This window comes from Nonomuraea coxensis DSM 45129 (assembly GCF_019397265.1).
Classification (GTDB): Bacteria; Actinomycetota; Actinomycetes; order Streptosporangiales; family Streptosporangiaceae; genus Nonomuraea; species Nonomuraea coxensis.
On record NZ_CP068985.1, the window covers coordinates 8,361,868 to 8,379,862 of the forward strand.

The 17,995-nt window shown below is 70.1% G+C and carries 18 protein-coding genes and 1 riboswitch; of the genes, 5 read left to right on the plus strand and 13 right to left on the minus strand.

All coding sequences use genetic code 11. The annotated features are described in order from the left end of the window. Positions 1 to 74: 74 nt before the first annotated feature. The 5 genes from groL to Nocox_RS39190 form a co-directional block, all read right to left on the minus strand. Positions 75 to 1,700: a chaperonin GroEL gene (gene groL, locus Nocox_RS39170; protein WP_219495549.1), complete on the minus strand. Its 1,626-nt coding sequence runs from the start codon at positions 1,698 to 1,700 to the stop codon at positions 75 to 77. Between the two features lie 340 nt (positions 1,701 to 2,040). Further along, complete coding sequence (locus Nocox_RS39175; protein ID WP_020546479.1) at positions 2,041 to 2,241, minus strand: cold-shock protein; 201 nt, start codon at positions 2,239 to 2,241, stop codon at positions 2,041 to 2,043. A gap of 240 nt (positions 2,242 to 2,481) precedes the next feature. Next, complete coding sequence (locus Nocox_RS39180) at positions 2,482 to 2,757, minus strand: MoaD/ThiS family protein (RefSeq protein WP_020546480.1); 276 nt, start codon at positions 2,755 to 2,757, stop codon at positions 2,482 to 2,484. A gap of 23 nt (positions 2,758 to 2,780) precedes the next feature. Beyond that, positions 2,781 to 4,016: a threonine synthase gene (gene thrC / locus Nocox_RS39185; protein ID WP_020546481.1), complete on the minus strand. Its 1,236-nt coding sequence runs from the start codon at positions 4,014 to 4,016 to the stop codon at positions 2,781 to 2,783. A gap of 13 nt (positions 4,017 to 4,029) precedes the next feature. Then, positions 4,030 to 4,171: riboswitch (SAM riboswitch) on the minus strand. Between the two features lie 79 nt (positions 4,172 to 4,250). After that, on the minus strand, positions 4,251 to 4,805 hold the full coding sequence (locus Nocox_RS39190; protein ID WP_026215019.1) for an RNA polymerase sigma factor: 555 nt from the start codon (positions 4,803 to 4,805) through the stop codon (positions 4,251 to 4,253). Between the two features lie 31 nt (positions 4,806 to 4,836). On the opposite strand from Nocox_RS39190, the gene Nocox_RS39195 reads away from it, so the two are divergent. Continuing rightward, the gene (locus Nocox_RS39195) at positions 4,837 to 6,261 is read left to right on the plus strand and encodes an alpha,alpha-trehalose-phosphate synthase (UDP-forming) (protein ID WP_020546483.1); all 1,425 of its coding nucleotides are present in this window, start codon (positions 4,837 to 4,839) and stop codon (positions 6,259 to 6,261) included. A 15-nt stretch (positions 6,262 to 6,276) separates the two neighbouring features. Here the strand turns inward: Nocox_RS39195 and Nocox_RS39200 are convergent, their stop codons facing one another. The 3 genes from Nocox_RS39200 to Nocox_RS39210 are packed head-to-tail and all read right to left on the minus strand — an operon-like array spanning position 6,277 to position 7,995. Next, a complete protein-coding gene (locus tag Nocox_RS39200; RefSeq protein ID WP_020546484.1) occupies positions 6,277 to 6,849 on the minus strand; it encodes a hypothetical protein in 573 nt (190 codons plus the stop codon). Positions 6,850 to 6,887: 38 nt separating this feature from the next. Further along, positions 6,888 to 7,673, minus strand: coding sequence for a trehalose-phosphatase (gene otsB / locus Nocox_RS39205; protein WP_051112730.1), 786 nt, complete (start codon positions 7,671 to 7,673; stop codon positions 6,888 to 6,890). Positions 7,674 to 7,695: 22 nt separating this feature from the next. After that, positions 7,696 to 7,995, minus strand: a complete 300-nt coding sequence (locus Nocox_RS39210; protein WP_020546486.1) for a DUF3263 domain-containing protein — start codon at positions 7,993 to 7,995, stop codon at positions 7,696 to 7,698. Positions 7,996 to 8,111: 116 nt separating this feature from the next. On the opposite strand from Nocox_RS39210, the gene Nocox_RS39215 reads away from it, so the two are divergent. From Nocox_RS39215 to Nocox_RS39230, 4 genes are all read left to right on the plus strand, one after another. Continuing rightward, positions 8,112 to 8,918: an SAM hydrolase/SAM-dependent halogenase family protein gene (locus tag Nocox_RS39215; RefSeq protein ID WP_026215021.1), complete on the plus strand. Its 807-nt coding sequence runs from the start codon at positions 8,112 to 8,114 to the stop codon at positions 8,916 to 8,918. Between the two features lie 83 nt (positions 8,919 to 9,001). Then, a complete protein-coding gene (locus Nocox_RS39220) occupies positions 9,002 to 10,417 on the plus strand; it encodes a S8 family serine peptidase (protein WP_211212806.1) in 1,416 nt (471 codons plus the stop codon). 25 nt (positions 10,418 to 10,442) lie between these two features. Then, complete coding sequence (locus Nocox_RS39225) at positions 10,443 to 10,847, plus strand: Zn-ribbon domain-containing OB-fold protein (RefSeq protein ID WP_020546489.1); 405 nt, start codon at positions 10,443 to 10,445, stop codon at positions 10,845 to 10,847. After that, positions 10,844 to 12,037, plus strand: a complete 1,194-nt coding sequence (locus Nocox_RS39230; protein WP_026215022.1) for a lipid-transfer protein — start codon at positions 10,844 to 10,846, stop codon at positions 12,035 to 12,037. Before Nocox_RS39225 ends, Nocox_RS39230 begins: the two co-directional genes overlap by 4 nt. Positions 12,038 to 12,085: 48 nt before the next feature. Here the strand turns inward: Nocox_RS39230 and Nocox_RS39235 are convergent, their stop codons facing one another. The 5 genes from Nocox_RS39235 to Nocox_RS39255 all read right to left on the minus strand — a co-directional run bounded on the left by Nocox_RS39235 (position 12,086) and on the right by Nocox_RS39255 (position 17,780). After that, positions 12,086 to 13,099, minus strand: a complete 1,014-nt coding sequence (locus Nocox_RS39235; protein ID WP_020546491.1) for an ABC transporter ATP-binding protein — start codon at positions 13,097 to 13,099, stop codon at positions 12,086 to 12,088. Continuing rightward, a complete protein-coding gene (locus tag Nocox_RS39240; protein ID WP_051112732.1) occupies positions 13,086 to 14,120 on the minus strand; it encodes an ABC transporter ATP-binding protein in 1,035 nt (344 codons plus the stop codon). The genes Nocox_RS39235 and Nocox_RS39240 overlap by 14 nt, the downstream gene beginning before the upstream one ends. 16 nt (positions 14,121 to 14,136) lie before the next feature. Beyond that, a complete protein-coding gene (locus Nocox_RS39245; RefSeq protein WP_020546493.1) occupies positions 14,137 to 15,081 on the minus strand; it encodes an ABC transporter permease in 945 nt (314 codons plus the stop codon). Next, entirely contained in the window at positions 15,074 to 16,018 is a 945-nt protein-coding gene (locus Nocox_RS39250; RefSeq protein WP_020546494.1) for an ABC transporter permease, read from the minus strand. Before Nocox_RS39250 ends, Nocox_RS39245 begins: the two co-directional genes overlap by 8 nt. Positions 16,019 to 16,142: 124 nt before the next feature. After that, positions 16,143 to 17,780: a peptide ABC transporter substrate-binding protein gene (locus Nocox_RS39255; RefSeq protein ID WP_026215023.1), complete on the minus strand. Its 1,638-nt coding sequence runs from the start codon at positions 17,778 to 17,780 to the stop codon at positions 16,143 to 16,145. Positions 17,781 to 17,995: the final 215 nt, after the last annotated feature.

Here is a 17,995-nt window from a genome sequence, read left to right on the forward strand (position 1 = left end):
GTAATGTCCGGTAAACGAAACAAGAGCGGCCCGGAAAACCCGGGCCGCTCTTGGCGTCGGCGTCGCGAACAGACCTAGAAGTCCATGTCGCCGCCACCCGGCATGGCGGGAGCGGCAGTGGCCTTCTCGGGCTTCTCGGCGATGACGGCCTCGGTGGTCAGGAAGAGCGCCGCGATGGACGCGGCGTTCTGCAGCGCGGAGCGCGTCACCTTGGCCGGGTCGATGATCCCCGACTCGAACATGTTGACGTACTCGCCGCTGGCGGCGTTGAGGCCCTCACCCGGAGTCAGGTTGCGGACCTTCTCCACCACGACGCCGCCCTCAAGACCGGCGTTGACCGCGATCTGCTTGAGCGGCTCCTCCAGAGCCTTCTTGACGATCGCGGCACCCGTGGCCTCGTCGCCGGACAGCTCCAGCTTGTCGAACGCCTTCGCGCCGGCCTGCAGCAGCGCCACGCCACCACCGGGGACGATGCCCTCCTCGACGGCCGCCTTGGCGTTGCGCACGGCGTCCTCGATGCGGTGCTTGCGCTCCTTCAGCTCGACCTCGGTGGCCGCGCCCGCCTTGATCACGGCGACGCCACCGGCCAGCTTGGCCAGCCGCTCCTGGAGCTTCTCGCGGTCGTAGTCGGAGTCGGTGCGCTCGATCTCGGCGCGGATCTCGTTGACCCGGCCGGAGATCTGCTCGGCGTCACCGGCGCCGTCGACGATCGTGGTCTCGTCCTTGGTGACGACCACCTTGCGCGCGCGGCCCAGCAGGTCGAGGGTGGCGTTCTCCAGCTTGAGACCGACCTCCTCGGCGATGACCTGGCCACCGGTCAGGATGGCGATGTCGTTGAGCATGGCCTTGCGGCGGTCACCGAAGCCCGGGGCCTTGACGGCCACGGAGCGGAACAGGCCGCGGATCTTGTTGACGACCAGGGTGGCCAGGGCCTCGCCCTCGACGTCCTCGGCGATGATCAGCAGCGGCTTGCCGGACTGCACGACCTTGTCGAGCAGGGGCAGCAGGTCCTTGTTGGCGGAGACCTTGCTGTTGACGATCAGGATGTAGGGGTCCTCGAGGACGGCCTCCATCCGGTCGGAGTCGGTGACGAAGTACATCGACACCATGCCCTTGTCGAAGCGCATGCCCTCGGTGAGCTCGAGCTCCAGGCCGAAGGTGTTGCTCTCCTCGACGGTGATGACGCCTTCCTTGCCGACCTTGTCCATCGCCTCGGCGATGAGCGAGCCGATCTCGGGGTCGGCGGCGGAGATGGAGGCGGTGGAGGCGATCTGCTCCTTGGTCTCCACGTCCTTGGCCAGCTTGGAGAGCTCCTCGCTGACGCGCTCGACGGCGGCCTCGATGCCCTTCTTCAGGGCCATCGGGTTGGCGCCGGCGGCGACGTTGCGCAGGCCCTCACGTACCAGCGCCTGGGCGAGCACGGTGGCGGTGGTGGTGCCGTCGCCGGCGACGTCGTCGGTCTTCTTGGCGACTTCCTTGACCAGCTCGGCGCCGATCTTCTCCCAAGGGTCCTCGAGCTCGATCTCCTTGGCGATGGACACACCGTCGTTGGTGATGGTGGGGGCGCCCCACTTCTTCTCCAGCACGACGTTGCGGCCCTTGGGGCCCAAGGTCACCTTGACGGCGTCAGCGAGCTGGTTCATACCGCGCTCGAGACCGCGCCGGGCGTCCTCGTCAAACGCGATCATCTTGGCTGCCATAAGGCTAGACCTCCCAGATGCAGGGTGGCTTGTCCTGGACCGAGCCGACGCCCGCGACGGCCAGGGACTGCATCTCCGTTCGGCAGACCCCATCGTCTCGATCCCGAGTTCGTTGGCACTCTGCCACACAGAGTGCCAACGAACTGTTTAGCACTCTACCCTGCCGAGTGCAAGCGAACGACCTTCTGGAGAGGCTCCCGCGCAGGTCAGCCGGGTTCGCGCCGCGGACGGCGGGCCGCTCACCGTGTGGCCCGCCGTCGGTCGACGACTACGGGGGTGGCGAGCTCGTACGGACTGCGTTGCCGCACGTGTCCCGCCGGTGCATACCAGGTGACATGAATCAGACCGCGCGGACAGACTCGGCCTGCGGTCCCTTCTGGCCCTGCGTGATCTCGAACTCGACCCGCTGGCCCTGTTCGAGAGATCGGTACCCGTCCATCAGGATCGCGGAGTAATGGACGAATACATCCTTACCACCGTCTACCGCGATGAAGCCGTAGCCCTTGTCCGCGTTGAACCACTTGACGGTGCCCTGCGCCACTTCCGACTCCTCTTACTGGGGCTACGGATCTCGCCCATTCCACCGCGAGACCCGTAATCGTCTGACTTAATGTCAAATCAGGCAGACGATCGCCTCGACCATACCTGTGGCAAGGGGTTTGGCAACAGAGTCAATCCGCGAACGACGCATTTGTTCGCAGCCCAGGTACTTCAACGTTTGAATAGGTCCGAAAAGCAGAAGGCGCCCGCTAGGGGCGCCTTCTGTCATGTCGTACGGGCCTCAGCCGCCGGCGACCGCCGGGATGATGGAGATCTGCGCGCCCTGCGGGGCCGGAGTGTCCAGGCCCTCGGCGAAACGGACGTCCTCTTCCCCCACGTAAACGTTGACAAAACGTCGAATCTTGCCCGATTCATCCAGAATTCTCGCGCCGATGCCCGGGTAGTCGGCGTCGAGCTTGGCGAGCACGTCACGAAGAGTCGCGCCCTCGCCACTCACTTCCGCGTTTCCGCCGGTGTAGGTGCGCAGAATGGTGGGAATCCGCACAGTAACGCTCATGGTTATCTCGCCTTTCCTGGTTGTCAGACAGCCGCGCGGAACGCGTCGAGGGACGGCTTGATCACGGCGGTGGGCCGCGACGACTCGCCGGCGATGGCGTCCAGCGTCTTCAGGCCGTCGCCGGTGTTGAGGACCACGGTCTCGGCCTCGGGGTCGAGCCGCCCCGTCTCGACCAGCTTCTTCAGCACGCCGACCGTGACGCCGCCCGCGGTCTCGGCGAAGATGCCCTCGGTCGAGGCCAGCAGCTTGATCGCGGCCACGACCTCGGCGTCGGTGACGTCCTCGACGGCCCCGCCGGTGCGCCGGGCGATGTCCAGCACGTAGGGGCCGTCGGCCGGGTTGCCGATGGCCAGCGACTTCGCGATGGTGTCCGGCTTGACCGGCTGGACGACGTCGTGCCCCGCCTTGTAGGCCGCCGACACCGGCGAGCACCCGGCCGCCTGCGCGCCGAAGACCTTGTAGGGGGTGTCCTCGACCAGGCCCAGGGCGATCAGCTCCTTGAAACCCTTGTCGATCTTGGTGAGCTGCGAGCCGGAGGCGATCGGGATGACGATCTGCTCGGGCAGCCGCCAGCCGAGCTGCTCGGCGATCTCGTACGCGAGCGTCTTGGAGCCCTCGGCGTAGTAGGGGCGCAGGTTGACGTTGACGAACCCCCACTTGTCGCCCAGCGGGTCGCCGATCAGCTCCGAGCAGAACCGGTTGACCTCGTCGTAGCTGCCGTCGATGCCGATCAGCCTGCCGCCGAACACCCGGGCCATGGCGATCTTCGCCTCTTCCAGGTCGGCCGGGATGAACACGCAGGCGTCGAGCCCGGCCCGCGCCGCCGCGGCGGTGACCGCGCCCGCGAGGTTGCCGGTGGAGGAGCAGGAGAGCGTGTGGAAGCCGAAGGTGCGCGCCGCCTCGACGGCGATGGCGACCACCCGGTCCTTGAAGGAGTGGGTGGGGTTGCCGGAGTCGTCCTTGACGTGCAGGGACCTGATGCCGAGCGCCCGCCCGAGGTTGCCCGCCCTGACCAGCTGGGTCCAGCCGGGGTTCATGTTGGGCTTGCTCGCCACGTCGGCGGGGACCGGGAGCAGCGAGCGGTAGCGCCAGATGCTGGCCGGGCCCGCGGCGATGTCCTCGCGGGTCACCCGGCCGAACTCGTAGGCCGCTTCGAGCGGCCCGAAACACTCCAGACACGCGAAACTCGGCCCGAGCGGGTAGCGGGCGCCGCACTCGCGGCAGGACAGAGCGACGGCAGGACCAAAGTCGTGCGACATGAAGCGAGGCCTTCCCTCATCTTCGCCCACGGCCACCTTGACCGCGAACCGGAATTGGCACCTTGTCCCGGTCGGCCTCGCCAGGTCGCGAGTCGAAAGCCGGGAGGGTTGCCGGGGCTTCGCAGGGCCGGTCCCTCCACCCCTCTGGATGAGCTGTATGAAGTTGTTGAACCCGACTCTACCCGCTGAAGTGGCCGGAGTTACCACCTGTCTCAGCACATGAGACAGCGCGTCTCACCGATAGTCCTCACCCAGCGCTGCCTGCACGTACTTGCGGGCCTGGTGGATGCGCGACTTCGCGGTGCCGAGCGGGATGCCGAGCTGCTCGGCCACCTCGTTGTAGTCGAGCTGCACGATGTCGCGCAGGACCAGCGCCTGCGCCAGGTCGGGTTTGTCGGCCTCCAGCGCCTCCATCGCGTCGAGCAGGTCGAGCCGCGAGCCCGCGATCACGCTCACCCGCCGCGCGTCGGGCTTCTGCGTCGGCAGCTCGTCGGAGGTCTGCTCGGCCGCCCTGCGCTTCAGCGACCGGTAGGTGGTGCGCGCGCAGTTGGCCGTGACGATGTGCAGCCACGTGCTGAACCTGGCGCGCCCTTCGAAGCGGCCGATGTTGCGGGCCACCGCGAGCAGGGTGTCCTGCGACGCCTCCTCGGCGTCCTGGTGGTACGGCAGGATCCGGGAGCAGTGGCGCATCACATCGGGCTCGATCCTGGCCAGCAACTCGCCGAGCGCGCGATGATCTCCAGCGGCGGCGGATCGGGCGAGTTCCTCGGTTAGCTCATCAAGCGCCATAGCTGGGATCCTATGATCGGAGGGAGCTTCGATGAACAGCGTCCTCGTGGCCTCCAACAGAGGGCCGGTCTCCTTCACCGTCTCCGACGACGGTGTCCTCACCATGAGACGGGGCGGCGGCGGTCTCGTCTCCGGGCTGTCCGGGGTCACGAAAGGCGACGGCGTCCTGTGGGTCTGCGCGGCGCTGTCCGACGACGACCGCAGCGCCGTGCGCCTGTCGCCGGGCGGCCGCCTCGACCAGGCCGGCTACGACACCGGGCCGCTGCGCATGCTCGACATCCCCGCGGCCACCTTCCACCGCGCCTACAACGCCGTGGCCAACTCCACGCTGTGGTTCGTCAACCACCTGCTCTACGACATCCCCAACGCGCCCAGCTTCGGCATCCGCTTCGCCCGCGAGTGGGAGTCCTACCGCGACTACAACGGCGCCTTCGCGCTCGCCCTCGCCGAGGAGGCCGGGCACGGCGCCCGCGTGATGGTGCAGGACTACCACCTGACGCTCACCCCCGCCATGCTCAGGGCCGAGCGGCCCGACCTGCGCATCGCGCACTTCAGCCACACCCCGTGGGCGCCGCCCGAGTACTTCTCGCTGCTGCCCGACGAGGTGGCCGGCGAGGTCCTGGAGGGCATACTCGGCGCCGACCACGCCGGGTTCCTGGCCGAACGGTGGGCGGCGGCGTTCATGGACTGCTGCGAGGCGGTGCTCGGGGCCGAGGTCGACCGCGCCGCCCCCAGCGTCACCCACGAGGGCCGCACCACCAGGATCGGCGTCCACAGCCTGGGGGTGGACGGCGCGGCGCTGTGGGAGCGGGCCTGCGAGCCCGACGTCGAGTCGCACATGACGGCGATCAGGGAGCAGGTCGGCGACCGCCGGCTCATCGTCCGCATCGACCGCACCGAGCTGTCGAAGAACATCGTGCGCGGCCTGGTGGCCTACGGCGAGTTCCTGGCCGCCCATCCCGAGTGGCACGGCCGCGTGGTGCACCTGGCCTTCGCCTATCCGAGCCGGCACGACCTGCCGGAATACCGCGAGTACACCGCCTCGGTGCAGCGCTGCGCCCAGGAGATCGAGAACGAGTTCGCCACCGAGGACTGGGACCCGCTCATCCTCAACGTGCACGACGACTATCCGCGCTCGCTGGCCGCGTACCGGATGGCCGACGTGCTGCTGGTCAACCCGATCCGCGACGGCATGAACCTGGTGGCCAAGGAGGGCCCGGTGCTGTCGCCGCGCTGCGCGCTGGTGCTCTCGCGGGAGGCGGGCGCGGCGGCCGAGCTGGGCCCGCACGCCCTCGTGGTCAACCCCTACGACGTCAGCGGCACGGCCGCCGCCCTGCACGAGGCGCTGGTCATGCCGGAGGACGAGCGGCGGGCGCGGCGCGACAAGCTGCGCGCCGCGGCCACCGCCCTGCCGCCCCAGAAGTGGCTCGCGGCCCAGCTCGACGCCCTCGGCTGAGCCGCGGGCCCGCGCTCACCGCCAGTCGGCGTGCTTCAGCGCGTCGGCCAGCCCGGGGGTGTTCCACTGGTCGACGACCAGGATCTTGCTCTTCGGCAGGTACCACTCGCGCTGGGTGAAGCGGCTCTTGACCTTGCCGCCGCTGAAGCTGACGCAGGTGGACTTCCAGGCGTTGTACGCGGCCTTGTGGCCCGGCCCGACCTGCCGGAGCCCCCGGGTGACCTTCGGCCCGATGACCTCGCCCCACTTGTCGTTGGACGGGCAGGGCTGCACGTCGCTCGCCGGGTAGTACGGGTTCTTGCCGGTGTAGGGGCCCCAGCCCTCCGCGCCGCGCTTGATGAACGACGGCCCGAGGATGTAGAACGCGTCGCACTCCACCGTCCGCCAGCCCACGGCCCGCCCGCACTTGCCGGTCACGACCTGCACGTTGTCCGGGCCGAACCGGTGGACCACCCACTGGATCGGGATGTAGAGGGTGAGCCCGGCACGCAGCCTCAGCTCCTGGGCGGGAGCGGCGTGGGCGGGGAAGGCCCCGGCGGTGAGGGTGACGGCGGCGGTGGCGGCGACGGCGAGGTAACGCTTGATCATGCGTCCGACCCTAGAGAACCGGACTTGCAGTCCAGTCGTCAACGGCTGAACGCCGACGCCAGCTCCGCCAGCAGCGCCAGCACGCCGTCCGGGCCGTCCACCACGATGTCGGCCCGCTCGGCCAGCGCGGTCACCTCCGCCGAGCCGCTGCACACGGTCACCCCGGGCAGCCCGGAGGCCCGTACGGCGTCGAAGGCCGCGAGGTCGCCCAGGTCGTCGCCGGCGAACAGCACCGAGCGCGCCTCCCGCTCGGCCAGGAACAGGCCGAGCGCGTGCCCCTTGTCCATGCCGGGCGGCCGCAGCTCCAGCACCATGCGGCCGGGCTCGACCACCAGCCCGTGCCGCGCGGCGAGCCCGGCCAGCGGCTCGCGCAGCGCGGCCAGCGCGCCCTCGGGGTCGGGGGCGCGGCGGGTGTGCACCGCGACGGCCCTGCCCTTGTCCTCGACCGTCACGCCCACGACGCCGGCCGAGTCGAGCAGCGCGGGCAGCTCGGCCCGCGCCCTGGGCACGCCGGGCGGCGGGGGCGGGGCGGAGAGCCGGCCGTGCTCCCAGCGTTCGAAGCCGTAGTGGCCGAGGATGACCAGCCCGGGAACGTCGGCCAGCCCCGGGCCCAGCTCCAGCGCGGTGGCGGGGGGCCGGCCGGTCACGATGGCCACGGCCCGCACGTGCGCGCCGAGCTCGGCGAGGACCGCGGGCGCCTTGGGGTGGATCACCGCGGTCGCGGGATCGGGCACGATCGGGGACAGCGTGCCGTCGAAGTCGAGCCCGATCACGGCCCCGGCCGGGTCCTTCAGGATTGCTTCGATTCCAGGGATGTTCTCCACGCGGCTGCCCGTACCCAGCCCGTCAGGGGCGCATGCCAAGCCTTCTGGCCGCGCGGTCGCGCTGCCGCTGGGCGCGCAGCCTGCGCAGGCGCTTGACCAGCATGGGGTCGTGCTCAAGCGCCTCCGGGCGGTCGATCAGCTCGCCCAGCATCTGGTAGTAGCGCGTGGCGGAGAACCCGAAGGTCTCCTTGATGGCCTGCTCCTTCGCGCCCGCGTAGCGCCACCATTGGCGTTCGAAGGCGAGGAGCTCGATGTCGCGTTCGGTCAGTGGCTGTCGGGACGGCTCGTGGGCAGCATCGTCACCGCTGAGGGGTGCTCCCATGGTGTCCTCCTCTGAGGGGGCGGGTGACGGTCCCGTCACCCGCACGGCCCGTGGCCAATCGTAATGTGCTGAGTGCGGCTGTTCACGGTGGATTGGGAGACGTACAGTCGCGAAATGTGACCTCCGTAATCACGCTCCTCACCGACTACGGGCTTGAGGATGGCTATGTGGCGGCCTGTCATGGGGTGATCGCCGGCATCGCCCCGCAGGCCCGGGTGATCGACGTGTGCCATCTGGTGCCGTCCGGGGACGTACGGCGCGGCGCGGCGATCCTCGCGCAGACGATCCCGTACCTGCCGCGTGGCATCCACGTCGGCGCGGTGGATCCCGGCCCCGGGGGCGCGCGGCGGGCCGTGGCGGTGGAGGCGGGCGGCCGGATGTTCGTCGGCCCGGACAACGGGCTGCTGTCGTGGGCGGTGGAGGCCAGCGGCGGGGCGCGGGCCGCGTACGAGATCAGCAACGAGGCGCACTTCCTGCGTCCGGTGTCGCCCACCTTCCCCGGCAGGGACGTCCTCGCGCCGGTCGCCGGGCGGCTGTGGGGCGGGCTGGACCCGGCCGAGCTGGGGCCCGAGGTGCCGGTGGAGCGGCTGGCACGGCTGCCGCAGCCCATCTCGCACCTGCGCGACGGCTCCGTGGAGGGCGAGGTCGTCTCGGTGGACGGCCACGGCAACACGCAGCTCTCGATCGCCGCCGCCGACCTGCTGGCGCTCGGGGTGCGGCCCGGCGACACGCTCGGGGTGTGGCTGGGGCGGCGGCAGCTCGCGTTGCCGTACCGGGAGACGTACGCGGCGGTGCCGCCGGGCGAGCTGGTGGTCTTCGCGGACTCGGCGGGGCTGGTCGCGATCGCGGTGAACTTCGGGGACGCGGCGCAGCGGCTGGGGCTCCCGCCCGGCGCGCATGTCCGACTTTCGCCTACGCGGTAGCAGCAAAGCCCACAGAACGGAATTACTCCGCGTATCGGACTGTTTACCGAACCGTCGGATAGCGGTGGCGGTCGCGTGTCAGAATGCCGGACGTTCGAGCGTTCCCCCCTCCCCCGCTCGAGGTCTCCGTGTACCACCTGTCCGCTGTGCTGCTCCTCGCCGTGCTGACCGTGCTCCGGCCGGCGCCGTCGCCCCCGGCCGCGCGAGGCGGCGCTCCGGATCGCGACGGCGGTGCGGCGGGCCCTGACCGGATGAGGAGCCTGCTCGCCGCGGCACTGGCCGCCGTATGCGTGGTCGCCGTCCCGGCCTCCGTGACGGCCGACCACACCACCGGTCCAGCCGCCGGCCCTGGCGTCAGGGCCGGCGGCGAGGCCGGGGCCGCGACCAGCGGCGAGGTCGGGGCGATGGCGCGGGCCGGGCAGTGGCAGCTCGGGGCGTTACGCCTGCCCGAGGCGTGGCGGCGCAGCAGGGGCAGGGGCGTGCTGGTCGCCGTGCTCGACACCGGCGTCGACGCCCGCCATCCCGACCTCGCGGGCGCCGTCACCGAGGGCCCCGACCTCACCGGCGCGGCGCGCGGCCACGGGCCGTGGGGCCACCACGGCACCGCGATGGCCGCCCTGATCGCCGGCCGCGGGCACGGCCCCGGCCGCGCCGCCGGAATCGTCGGCGTCGCGCCCGAGGCCCGCGTCCTCTCGGTACGGGTCACCCTGGAGAGCGGCGACCCGCAGCGCGAGCGGCTGCCCCCGGACGGGCACGACGCCCTGGCGCGCGGCATCCGCTACGCCGCCGACCACGGGGCCGGCGTGATCAGCATGTCGCTGGGCGGCGGCAGCGGCTCGTGGGAGGGCTCTGCGGCCGAGGAGGAGGCCGTCCGGTACGCGCTCGGCAAGGGCGCGGTCCTGGTCGCCTCCTCGGGCAACGACGGCGAGAGCGCCAACAGGAAGAACTTCCCCGCCGCCTATCCCGGCGTGATCGCCGTGGGAGCGGTGGACCGGCGGCTCAGGGTGGCCCGCTTCTCCAACCGGCAGGACTATCTGTCCGTCGTCGCGCCGGGCACGGAGATCGTCACCGCCGACGGAGCCGGCTCGTACGTGGTGGGCGACGGCACCAGCTCGGCCGCCGCCATGGTGGCGGGCATCGCCGCGCTCGTACGGTCCGCCCGTCCCGGCCTGTCGCCGTACGAGGTGCGCACCGCCATCGAGCGGGGCACCAGAAGACGCCCTGCGAGCGGCTACAGCCGCGCGTACGGGCACGGGGTGGCCGACGCCCTGCTGGCGCTGCGCGCGGCGGACGGACTGCGGGGGGCCGACGGGCCGGCCGCGGCGGCCGTTCCGGGGGCGCCCGGGCCCGGGGCGCACTTAGGACCGGGGCCGGCGGCGCCCGTTCCCGCGAGCAGGACGGCCGTGATCGTCGGGATGCTCGGGCTGATGGCGGCCATGTCGGTCAGGGTGGTGACGGCGGCGGCGAGGCGGCGGCGGCGCGACAGGGATTCACCCTAGCAAGCGCTTGTGTGATACTCCGGCTATGACGTACGCGATCGAGGGCTGGTTCGCCGTCGAGGCCGACGGGGTCGTACTGCTCGGCACCCGCTGCGCGGCCTGCGGCACCGTCTGCTTCCCGCCCCGCCGCGGCTCCTGTCCCAACCCCCGCTGCGACGGGACGGACATGGAGATCGCCCGGCTGCCCCGCCGGGGGCGCGTGTGGTCGTACACGAACGCCGCCTACCCGCCGCCCTCCCCCTACGTGGCGGCGCAGCCGTACGTGCCGGTGACCCTGGCGGCGGTCGAGCTCGACGGGGCCGGGATCGTGGTGCTCGGCCAGGTCGCCGGGCTCACCGTGGACGAGCTGGAGGTCGGCATGGAACTGGAGCTCACCGCGGGCCCCCTCGCGGACGGCCCGCTGGTCTGGATGTGGCGGCGGGCCTCATGAGCGGCGGCGTCGTGGTGCTGGGCACCGGCATGCACCCCTGGGGCAAGCAGGGCCGCCCCTTCGCGGAGTACGGCCTCGCCGCCGCCCGCGCCGCCCTCGCCGACGCCGGGGTCGCCTGGACCGACGTCCAGTACCTGGTGGGCGCCGACACCATCAGGAACGGCTACCCGGGCTTCGTCGCCGGCGCCACCTACGCCCAGGCGCTCGGCTGGACCGGCGCCAGGATCGCCTCCTGCTACGCCGCCTGCGCCTCGGGGGCCCATGCCGTGGACCTCGCCCGTACCAGGATCCTCGCGGGGCTGTGCGACCTCGCCCTGGTCGTGGGCGCCGACTCCACCCCCAAGGGCTTCTTCGCCCCGGTGGGCGGCGAGCGCCCCGACGATCCGGACTGGCTGCGGTTCCGGCTGCTCGGCGCCACCAATCCGGCCTATTTCGGCCTGTACGCCCGCCGCAGGATGGCCCTGCACGGCTCGACCCCGTACGACTTCGCCGCCGTCAAGGTCAAGAACGCCCGCGCCGGGTCGCTCAACCCCATGGCCCGCTACCGCAGGCCGGTCACCACGGAGGAGGTGCTGGCCTCGCCCATGGTGGCCGACCCGCTGCGGCTGATGGACATCTGCGCCACCTCCGACGGCGGCGCGGCCGTGGTGCTGGCCTCGGAGGCGTACGCCCGCCGGCACGCGGGCGGGCGCGACCTGGTCCGCCTGGCGGCCGTCTCGACGGTCACGCCCACCTTCCCCAACACGGTCCTGGAGCTGCCGGACTTCGCCACCGACTCCTGCGCGGCCGTCCCCCCGCCGGAGCGGCCCTTCCGCGCGGCCATCGCGTACGCCGCCTACGAGGAGGCCGGCCTCGGCCCCGAGGACCTGTCGCTGGCCGAGGTGTACGACCTGTCCACGGCCCTGGAGCTGGACTGGACGGAGGACGTGGGCCTGTGCCCGCCGGGCGAGGCGGACAAGCTGCTGCGCGACGGCGTCACCGCCCTCGGCGGCCGGATCCCGGTCAACCCGTCGGGCGGCCTGGCCTCGTTCGGCGAGGCGATCCCCGCCCAGGCCGTCGCCCAGCTCTGCGAGCTGACCGACCAGCTCCGCGGCCGGGCGGGCCCCCGGCAGGTCACCGGCGCCAGGGCGGGGCTGGCGGCCAACCAGGGCCTGTTCGGCCACGGCAGCGCGGTGATCGTCACCCGCTGAGACGCGAAGAAGGCCCTCCGGGCAGGAGGGCCTTCTCCGGAGGCGCGCTCAGTTGACGTGGACCACGTCGTGCGTCTCGGCGAAGTGGCAGGCGCTCTCGTGCCCCGTGCCCGGCCGGATCTGCAGCAGCGGCTCCTCCTCGGCGCAGATCTCCTGCGCCTTCCAGCACCGCGTACGGAACCGGCAGCCCGACGGCGGGTTGGCCGGCGACGGCGGGTCACCCTGGAGGATGATGCGCTCCCGCTGCTCCCGCCCCTCGGGGTCGGGCACCGGCACCGCCGACAGCAGCGCCTGCGTGTAGGGGTGCGCGGGCCGGTCGTAGATCTCGGTGTCCTTGCCGAGCTCCACGAACTTGCCCAGGTACATCACCCCGACCCGGTCGGAGATGTGCCGGACCACCGACAGGTCGTGCGCGATGAAGATGTAGGCCAGCCCGAACTCGTTCTGCAGCCGTTCCAGCAGGTTGATGACCTGGGCCTGGATCGACACGTCGAGCGCGGACACCGGCTCGTCGCACACGATGATCTCGGGCTGGAGCGCCAGCCCGCGGGCGATGCCGATGCGCTGCCGCTGGCCGCCGGAGAACTGGTGCGGGTAGCGGTTGATGTGGTCGGGGTTGAGCCCGACCACCTCCAGCAGCTCCTGCACCTTCGTGCGCCGGTCGCCCTTGGGCGCGACCTCGGTGTGGATCTCGTACGGCTCGCCGATGATGTCGCCCACGGTCATCCGGGGGTTCAGCGAGGTGTACGGGTCCTGCATGACCATCTGGATGTTGCGCCGCATGCGCTTGAGATCGGCGCCCTTGGCCCGGCCGATGTCGCGGCCGTTGATCAGCACCGACCCCGACGTGGGCCGCTCCAGCGCCATCAGCACCTTGGCCAGCGTGGACTTGCCGCAGCCCGACTCGCCCACGATGCCCAGCGTCTCGCCCTTGTGCAGCTCGAACGAGACGCCGTCCACGGCCTTGATCGCGCCGATCTGCCGCTTGAAGAGGATGCCCTGGGTCAGCGGGAAGTGCTTGACCAGGTCACGCACCTCAAGGATCTTCTCACCGATCGCCATCGAGGACCTCCCTCCAGTAGTGGCAGGCGCTGCCGCGCGTGCCGCTGATCTGATGCAGCGGGGGGACGTCGGTCTCGCAGTTGCCCTGCCGGTAGGGGCAGCGCGGGTTGAACGAGCATCCGCTGGGCAGTTCGAGCAGGTTGGGCGGCAGGCCCTTGATCGCGTACAGGTCCTGGCCCTTCTGGTCGACCCGGGGGATCGACTCCAGCAGGCCCTTCGTGTACGGGTGGGCGGGCACCCGGTAGATGTCGTGCACGGGGGCGTTCTCGACGATGCGCCCCGCGTACATCACGGCGATCTTGTCGGCCACGTCCGCCACGACCCCGAGGTCGTGGGTGATGAGGATGAGGCCCATCTGGCTCTCGCGCTGCAGCTCGGCCAGCAGTTCCATGATCTGCGCCTGGACGGTCACGTCGAGCGCCGTCGTCGGCTCGTCGGCGATGAGCACCTCGGGGTCGAGCGCGATCGACATGGCGATCATGATGCGCTGCCGCATGCCGCCGGAGAACTGGTGCGGGTAGTCGTTGACGCGCTGCCGGGCGGCCGGGATGCGGACCCGGTCCATCAGCTCGACCGCCTTCTTCATGGCGTCGCCCTTGGACATGCCCCGGTGCACCCGGAACATCTCGCTGATCTGCCAGCCCACGGTGAAGACCGGGTTGAGCGCCGAGAGCGCGTCCTGGAAGATCATGGCGATGCGCTGGCCGCGCACCTGGGTGCGGGCCTCCTCCGACAGCTTGAGCACGTCGGTGCCCTTGAAGCGGATCTCTCCCTTGGGGATGCGCGCGGGCGGCATGTCCAGAATGCCCATGATCGCCTGCGCGGTCACCGACTTGCCCGAGCCCGACTCGCCCAGCACCGCCAGTGTCTCGCCCGGGTTGACCGTGTAACTCACGCCGTTCACGGCGCGTACGATCCCCGCCCGGGTGTGGAACTCCACGTGCAGGTTGTCGACGGCGAGCAGCGGTTCGTTGCCGAGTCCTCCCTCGACCGGCAACACGTCCGCTGACGTCCTACTCACTGTTCGGTCCCCCCTTCTACCTGAGCTTCGGGTCGAGCGCGTCGCGTACGGCGTCGCCCAGCATGATGAACGCGAGCACCGTGATGCTCAGGAAGACGGCCGGGAAGATCAGCGGCAACGGCGCCTCCAGGAAGCGGCGCTGCGCGTCGGCGATCATCAGACCCCACGAGATCTCCGGCGGCTGCACGCCCACGCCCAGGTAGGACAGCGCGGCCTCGGCCGCGATGAACCCGCCGAGGTTGATCGTCGCCACCACGATCACGGGAGCGAGCGCGTTGGGCAGCAGATGCCGGAACATGATCCGGATCGGCCCGGCGCCCAGCGCCCTCGCCGCGACCACGAAGTCCTGCGACTTCGCCGTGATGACCGCCGCCCGCATGATCCGGAACGTCATCGGCCAGCCCAGGATGGTCAGCGCCGCGACCACCAGCCAGATGCCGAGCCCGCTGTCGCGGAAGGTCGAGCCGATGAGCAGCGCGCCCAGGATGCTGGGGATGGCGAAGAAGATCTCGGTGACCCGGGAGGCCACGCTGTCCACGCCGCCGCCGAAGAAGCCGGCGATCAGCCCCATGAGCCCGCCGATCAGCGCGGCGAAGACGGTCGTGCTGATGCCGATGACCAGCGAGTTCGCCGCGCCGTAGATGGTGCGGGCGTACAGGTCGCAGCCCAGGTTGTCGCGGCCGAACGGGTGGCCCGCGCTGGGACCCTGACGGGCGGTGGCCAGCTCGCAGGTGCGGGCGTTGAACGGGTCCACCGAGCTGAACAGCGACGGCCAGACGGCCATCAGCGCCAGCACCGCGATGATGCAGAGCGAGATGATGAAGATCGGCCGCCGCCGCAGGTCGTGCCAGGCGTCGGACCACAGGCTGGCCGGCTTGGCCGCCTTCTCCTTCTTCTGGGGCTTCGGGACGGGGGTCTCCTCGGGCGCGATGACGGGGCCGCCCGGTCGAATGTCACTCATAGCGGATCCTCGGGTCGAGCACTGCGTACATCACGTCGACGGCCAGGTTGGCCAAGATGTAGATCAGGACCAGGATGGTCACGATGCCGACCACGACCGGCTGTTCCCTGAGGTACACCGACATGAAGAGCTGGTTGCCGATGCCCGGCAGGTTGAAGATTCTCTCGGTGATGACCGCGCCGCCCATGAGGTTGCCGAGGTCGGCGCCGAGGAACGTGATGAGCGGGATCAGCGCGTTGCGCAGGCCGTGCCTGCCGACGACCCGCCGCCGGGGCAGGCCCTTGGCTGTGGCCGTCCTGATGTAGTCGGCGCGCAGCGTCTCGGCCAGGCTGGTCCTGGTCAGTCGGGTGAGGTACGCGATCGACACGCCGGCCAGCACGAAGCCGGGCAGCAGATAGCTGCGGAAGCCCTCGGTGATGCCCGCGATGGGGAACACGTCGAGCCCCGTCCACAGCTTGAGCTTCACGCCCAGCAGGAACTGCAGGACGAAGCCGGACACGAGGGTCGGCACCGAGATCAGCAGCAGCGTCGAGGCGAGGATCATGGTGTCGATGGCCTTGCCGCGCTTGAGTGCCGCCCAGAGGCCCAGACCCACGCCGATGAGGGCCTCGATGACGAGCGCGGTGACCGCCAGGTTGAGCGTCACCTGGAACTTGCCCGCCATGATCTGGGACACGGGCACGTCGGCGAAGGTGACGCCGAAGTCCGCCCGGAAAATCACACCGCTGATGTAGTACCAATACTGGAGCAACAGCGGATCATTGAGGTGATACTGCTCGCGCAGGATCGCGACGATGTTGGGATCCGCCCGTTTCTCGCCCGCCAGCGCCGCGATGGGATCGCCGGGCAGCGCGAAGACGATGGCGAAGATGAGCAGGGTGGCACCCAACAACACGGGGATCGACTGGAGCAGACGCCTGATGATGTAACGGCCCATTTAAGCCTCCCGTACACGCGAAGAAGGCCACCCCCCTGACCTTATGGGTTTTCGGCCGGGGAGCCGCCTCCTCGCTTACCCCTGTGGGGCGGGCGCGGCGTCCGCGCCCGCCCCGGGAACAACGTCAGACCTTCTCGACGTCAGTCCACTCGACCTGGTTGAGCAGGTTGATGTGGACGTTCTTGACCTTCGTGGAGTAGCCGGAGTTGTTCCGGTAGAAGTACACCGGGATGTACGGCAGTTCCTCGTTGAGGATGTCGTCGGCCTGCTGGTAGAACTTCAGGCCCTCCTCCACCGAGGGAGCCTGGTCGCCCTGGGCGATCAGCTCGTCGAACTTCTTGTTCGAGTAGCCGCCGTAGTTCGAGCCGGTCGCGATGGCGCCGGTGCTGAAGATCGGCGACAGGTAGTTCTCGGCCGACGGGTAGTCGATGGCCCAGCCCATGCGGAACAGGCCCTTGTACTTCTTGGCGTCCAGCTCGTCGAGGATGCTGGCGAACTTCTCGAAGGGCTTCGCGACGGCGTCGATGCCCAGGTTGGCGCGGAGGTTGTTGGCGACGGCCTCGATCCACTCCTTGTGCGGACCGTCGGCGTTGTAGCCGATCTCCAGGGTCTTGGGGCCGCCGGCGGACTCGTACAGCTTCTTGGCCTCGGCCGGGTTGTACGTGCACGCCTTGCAGGCGCCCTGGCGGTAGCCCGCGATGGCCGGGTTGATGAAGTCGTCGGCGGGGGAACGGGTGCCGGAGAAGACCGTCTCGGCGATGGTCTTCCTGTCGATGGCCATCGAGATGGCCTTGCGGATGTCGACCTTGTCCAGCTCGGCGTTGTACTTCAGGGGCACGCCGATGTAACCGACGCCGGCGTCCGGCTGGTCCTGGTAACGCTCACCGAGGGAGGACTTGGCCTGGGCGATCGCCGCCGGGCCGAGCGAGTCGTGGATGTCCAGGTTGTCGGCCATCAGGTCGTTGAAGGCGACATCCGAGTCGGTGTAGAGCTTGAACTGCAGCTTCGTCCAGTTGCTCGGCTTCTTGCCCGGGTACTTGTCGTACACGGTCATGTCGATGCTCTGGTCGGTGCCCTTCTTGTAGGCCTTGTCAAACTTGAACAGGCCCTGACCGATGGGCTGCTCGCCGTACTGCTGCGTCACCTTGCCGTCGGCGCCGAAGGCGGCCTTGGGCAGCGGGTAGAACGCGGTGTAGCCGAGCATGGTCTTGAACTGGGAGAACGGCGCGGCCAGAGTGACCTTGAACGTCGTGTCGTCCACGACCTCCAGACCCTTCATGCCCTTGGCCGTGACCGACTTGCCCTCACCCGGGTTGAGGTCGGCGAAGCCGTCGATGCGCCCGAAGAAGTAACCGGCGCTCTGGGCGTTCTCCTGGTTGGCCGCGTAGTTCCAGGCGTCCACGTAGTTCTGCGCGACGAGCGGCTCGCCGTTGTGCCACGTGTAGCCGGGCTTGAGCTTGATCGTCCAGACCTTCTGGTCATCGCTGGTGATCGACTCGGCCGCGGCCTCGACGGCGTTCTTGTTCTCGTCGTAGGTGACGAGAGGCTCGAACACGGCCGCCAGGACCTCGGAGCCCTCGGACTCCGTGGTGTTCGACGGCACCAGGAGCTCCTGGGGCTCACCGAGCTCCATGCGGACCGGCGTCTCGGCGCCGCCGCTCGCGGCAGTGCCGCCGTCCGAGGCACCGCCGCCACACGCGGCAACCGCGAGGGCGAGCAGCGCGGTACCGGCGACGATCTGTGCGCCCTTAGTAACACGCATGGTAAAGACAAATCCTCCCTCTACAGTGGGCGTACAGCGCTGAGCTGCGTGTTGATGAGCAGCCTGACGGGGGAGTCCTGGTATCCCCCCCGGGTTTGGCCGACCTTGTCAAGCCAGCCGTACGCCCTGCCAGTCGATCGCGACTATCCCTTACTACTTGCCACCAGCGAGTCTCTGGCGCGTTGCAGTTCGGTCACACGTCCGCCAATCCAGCG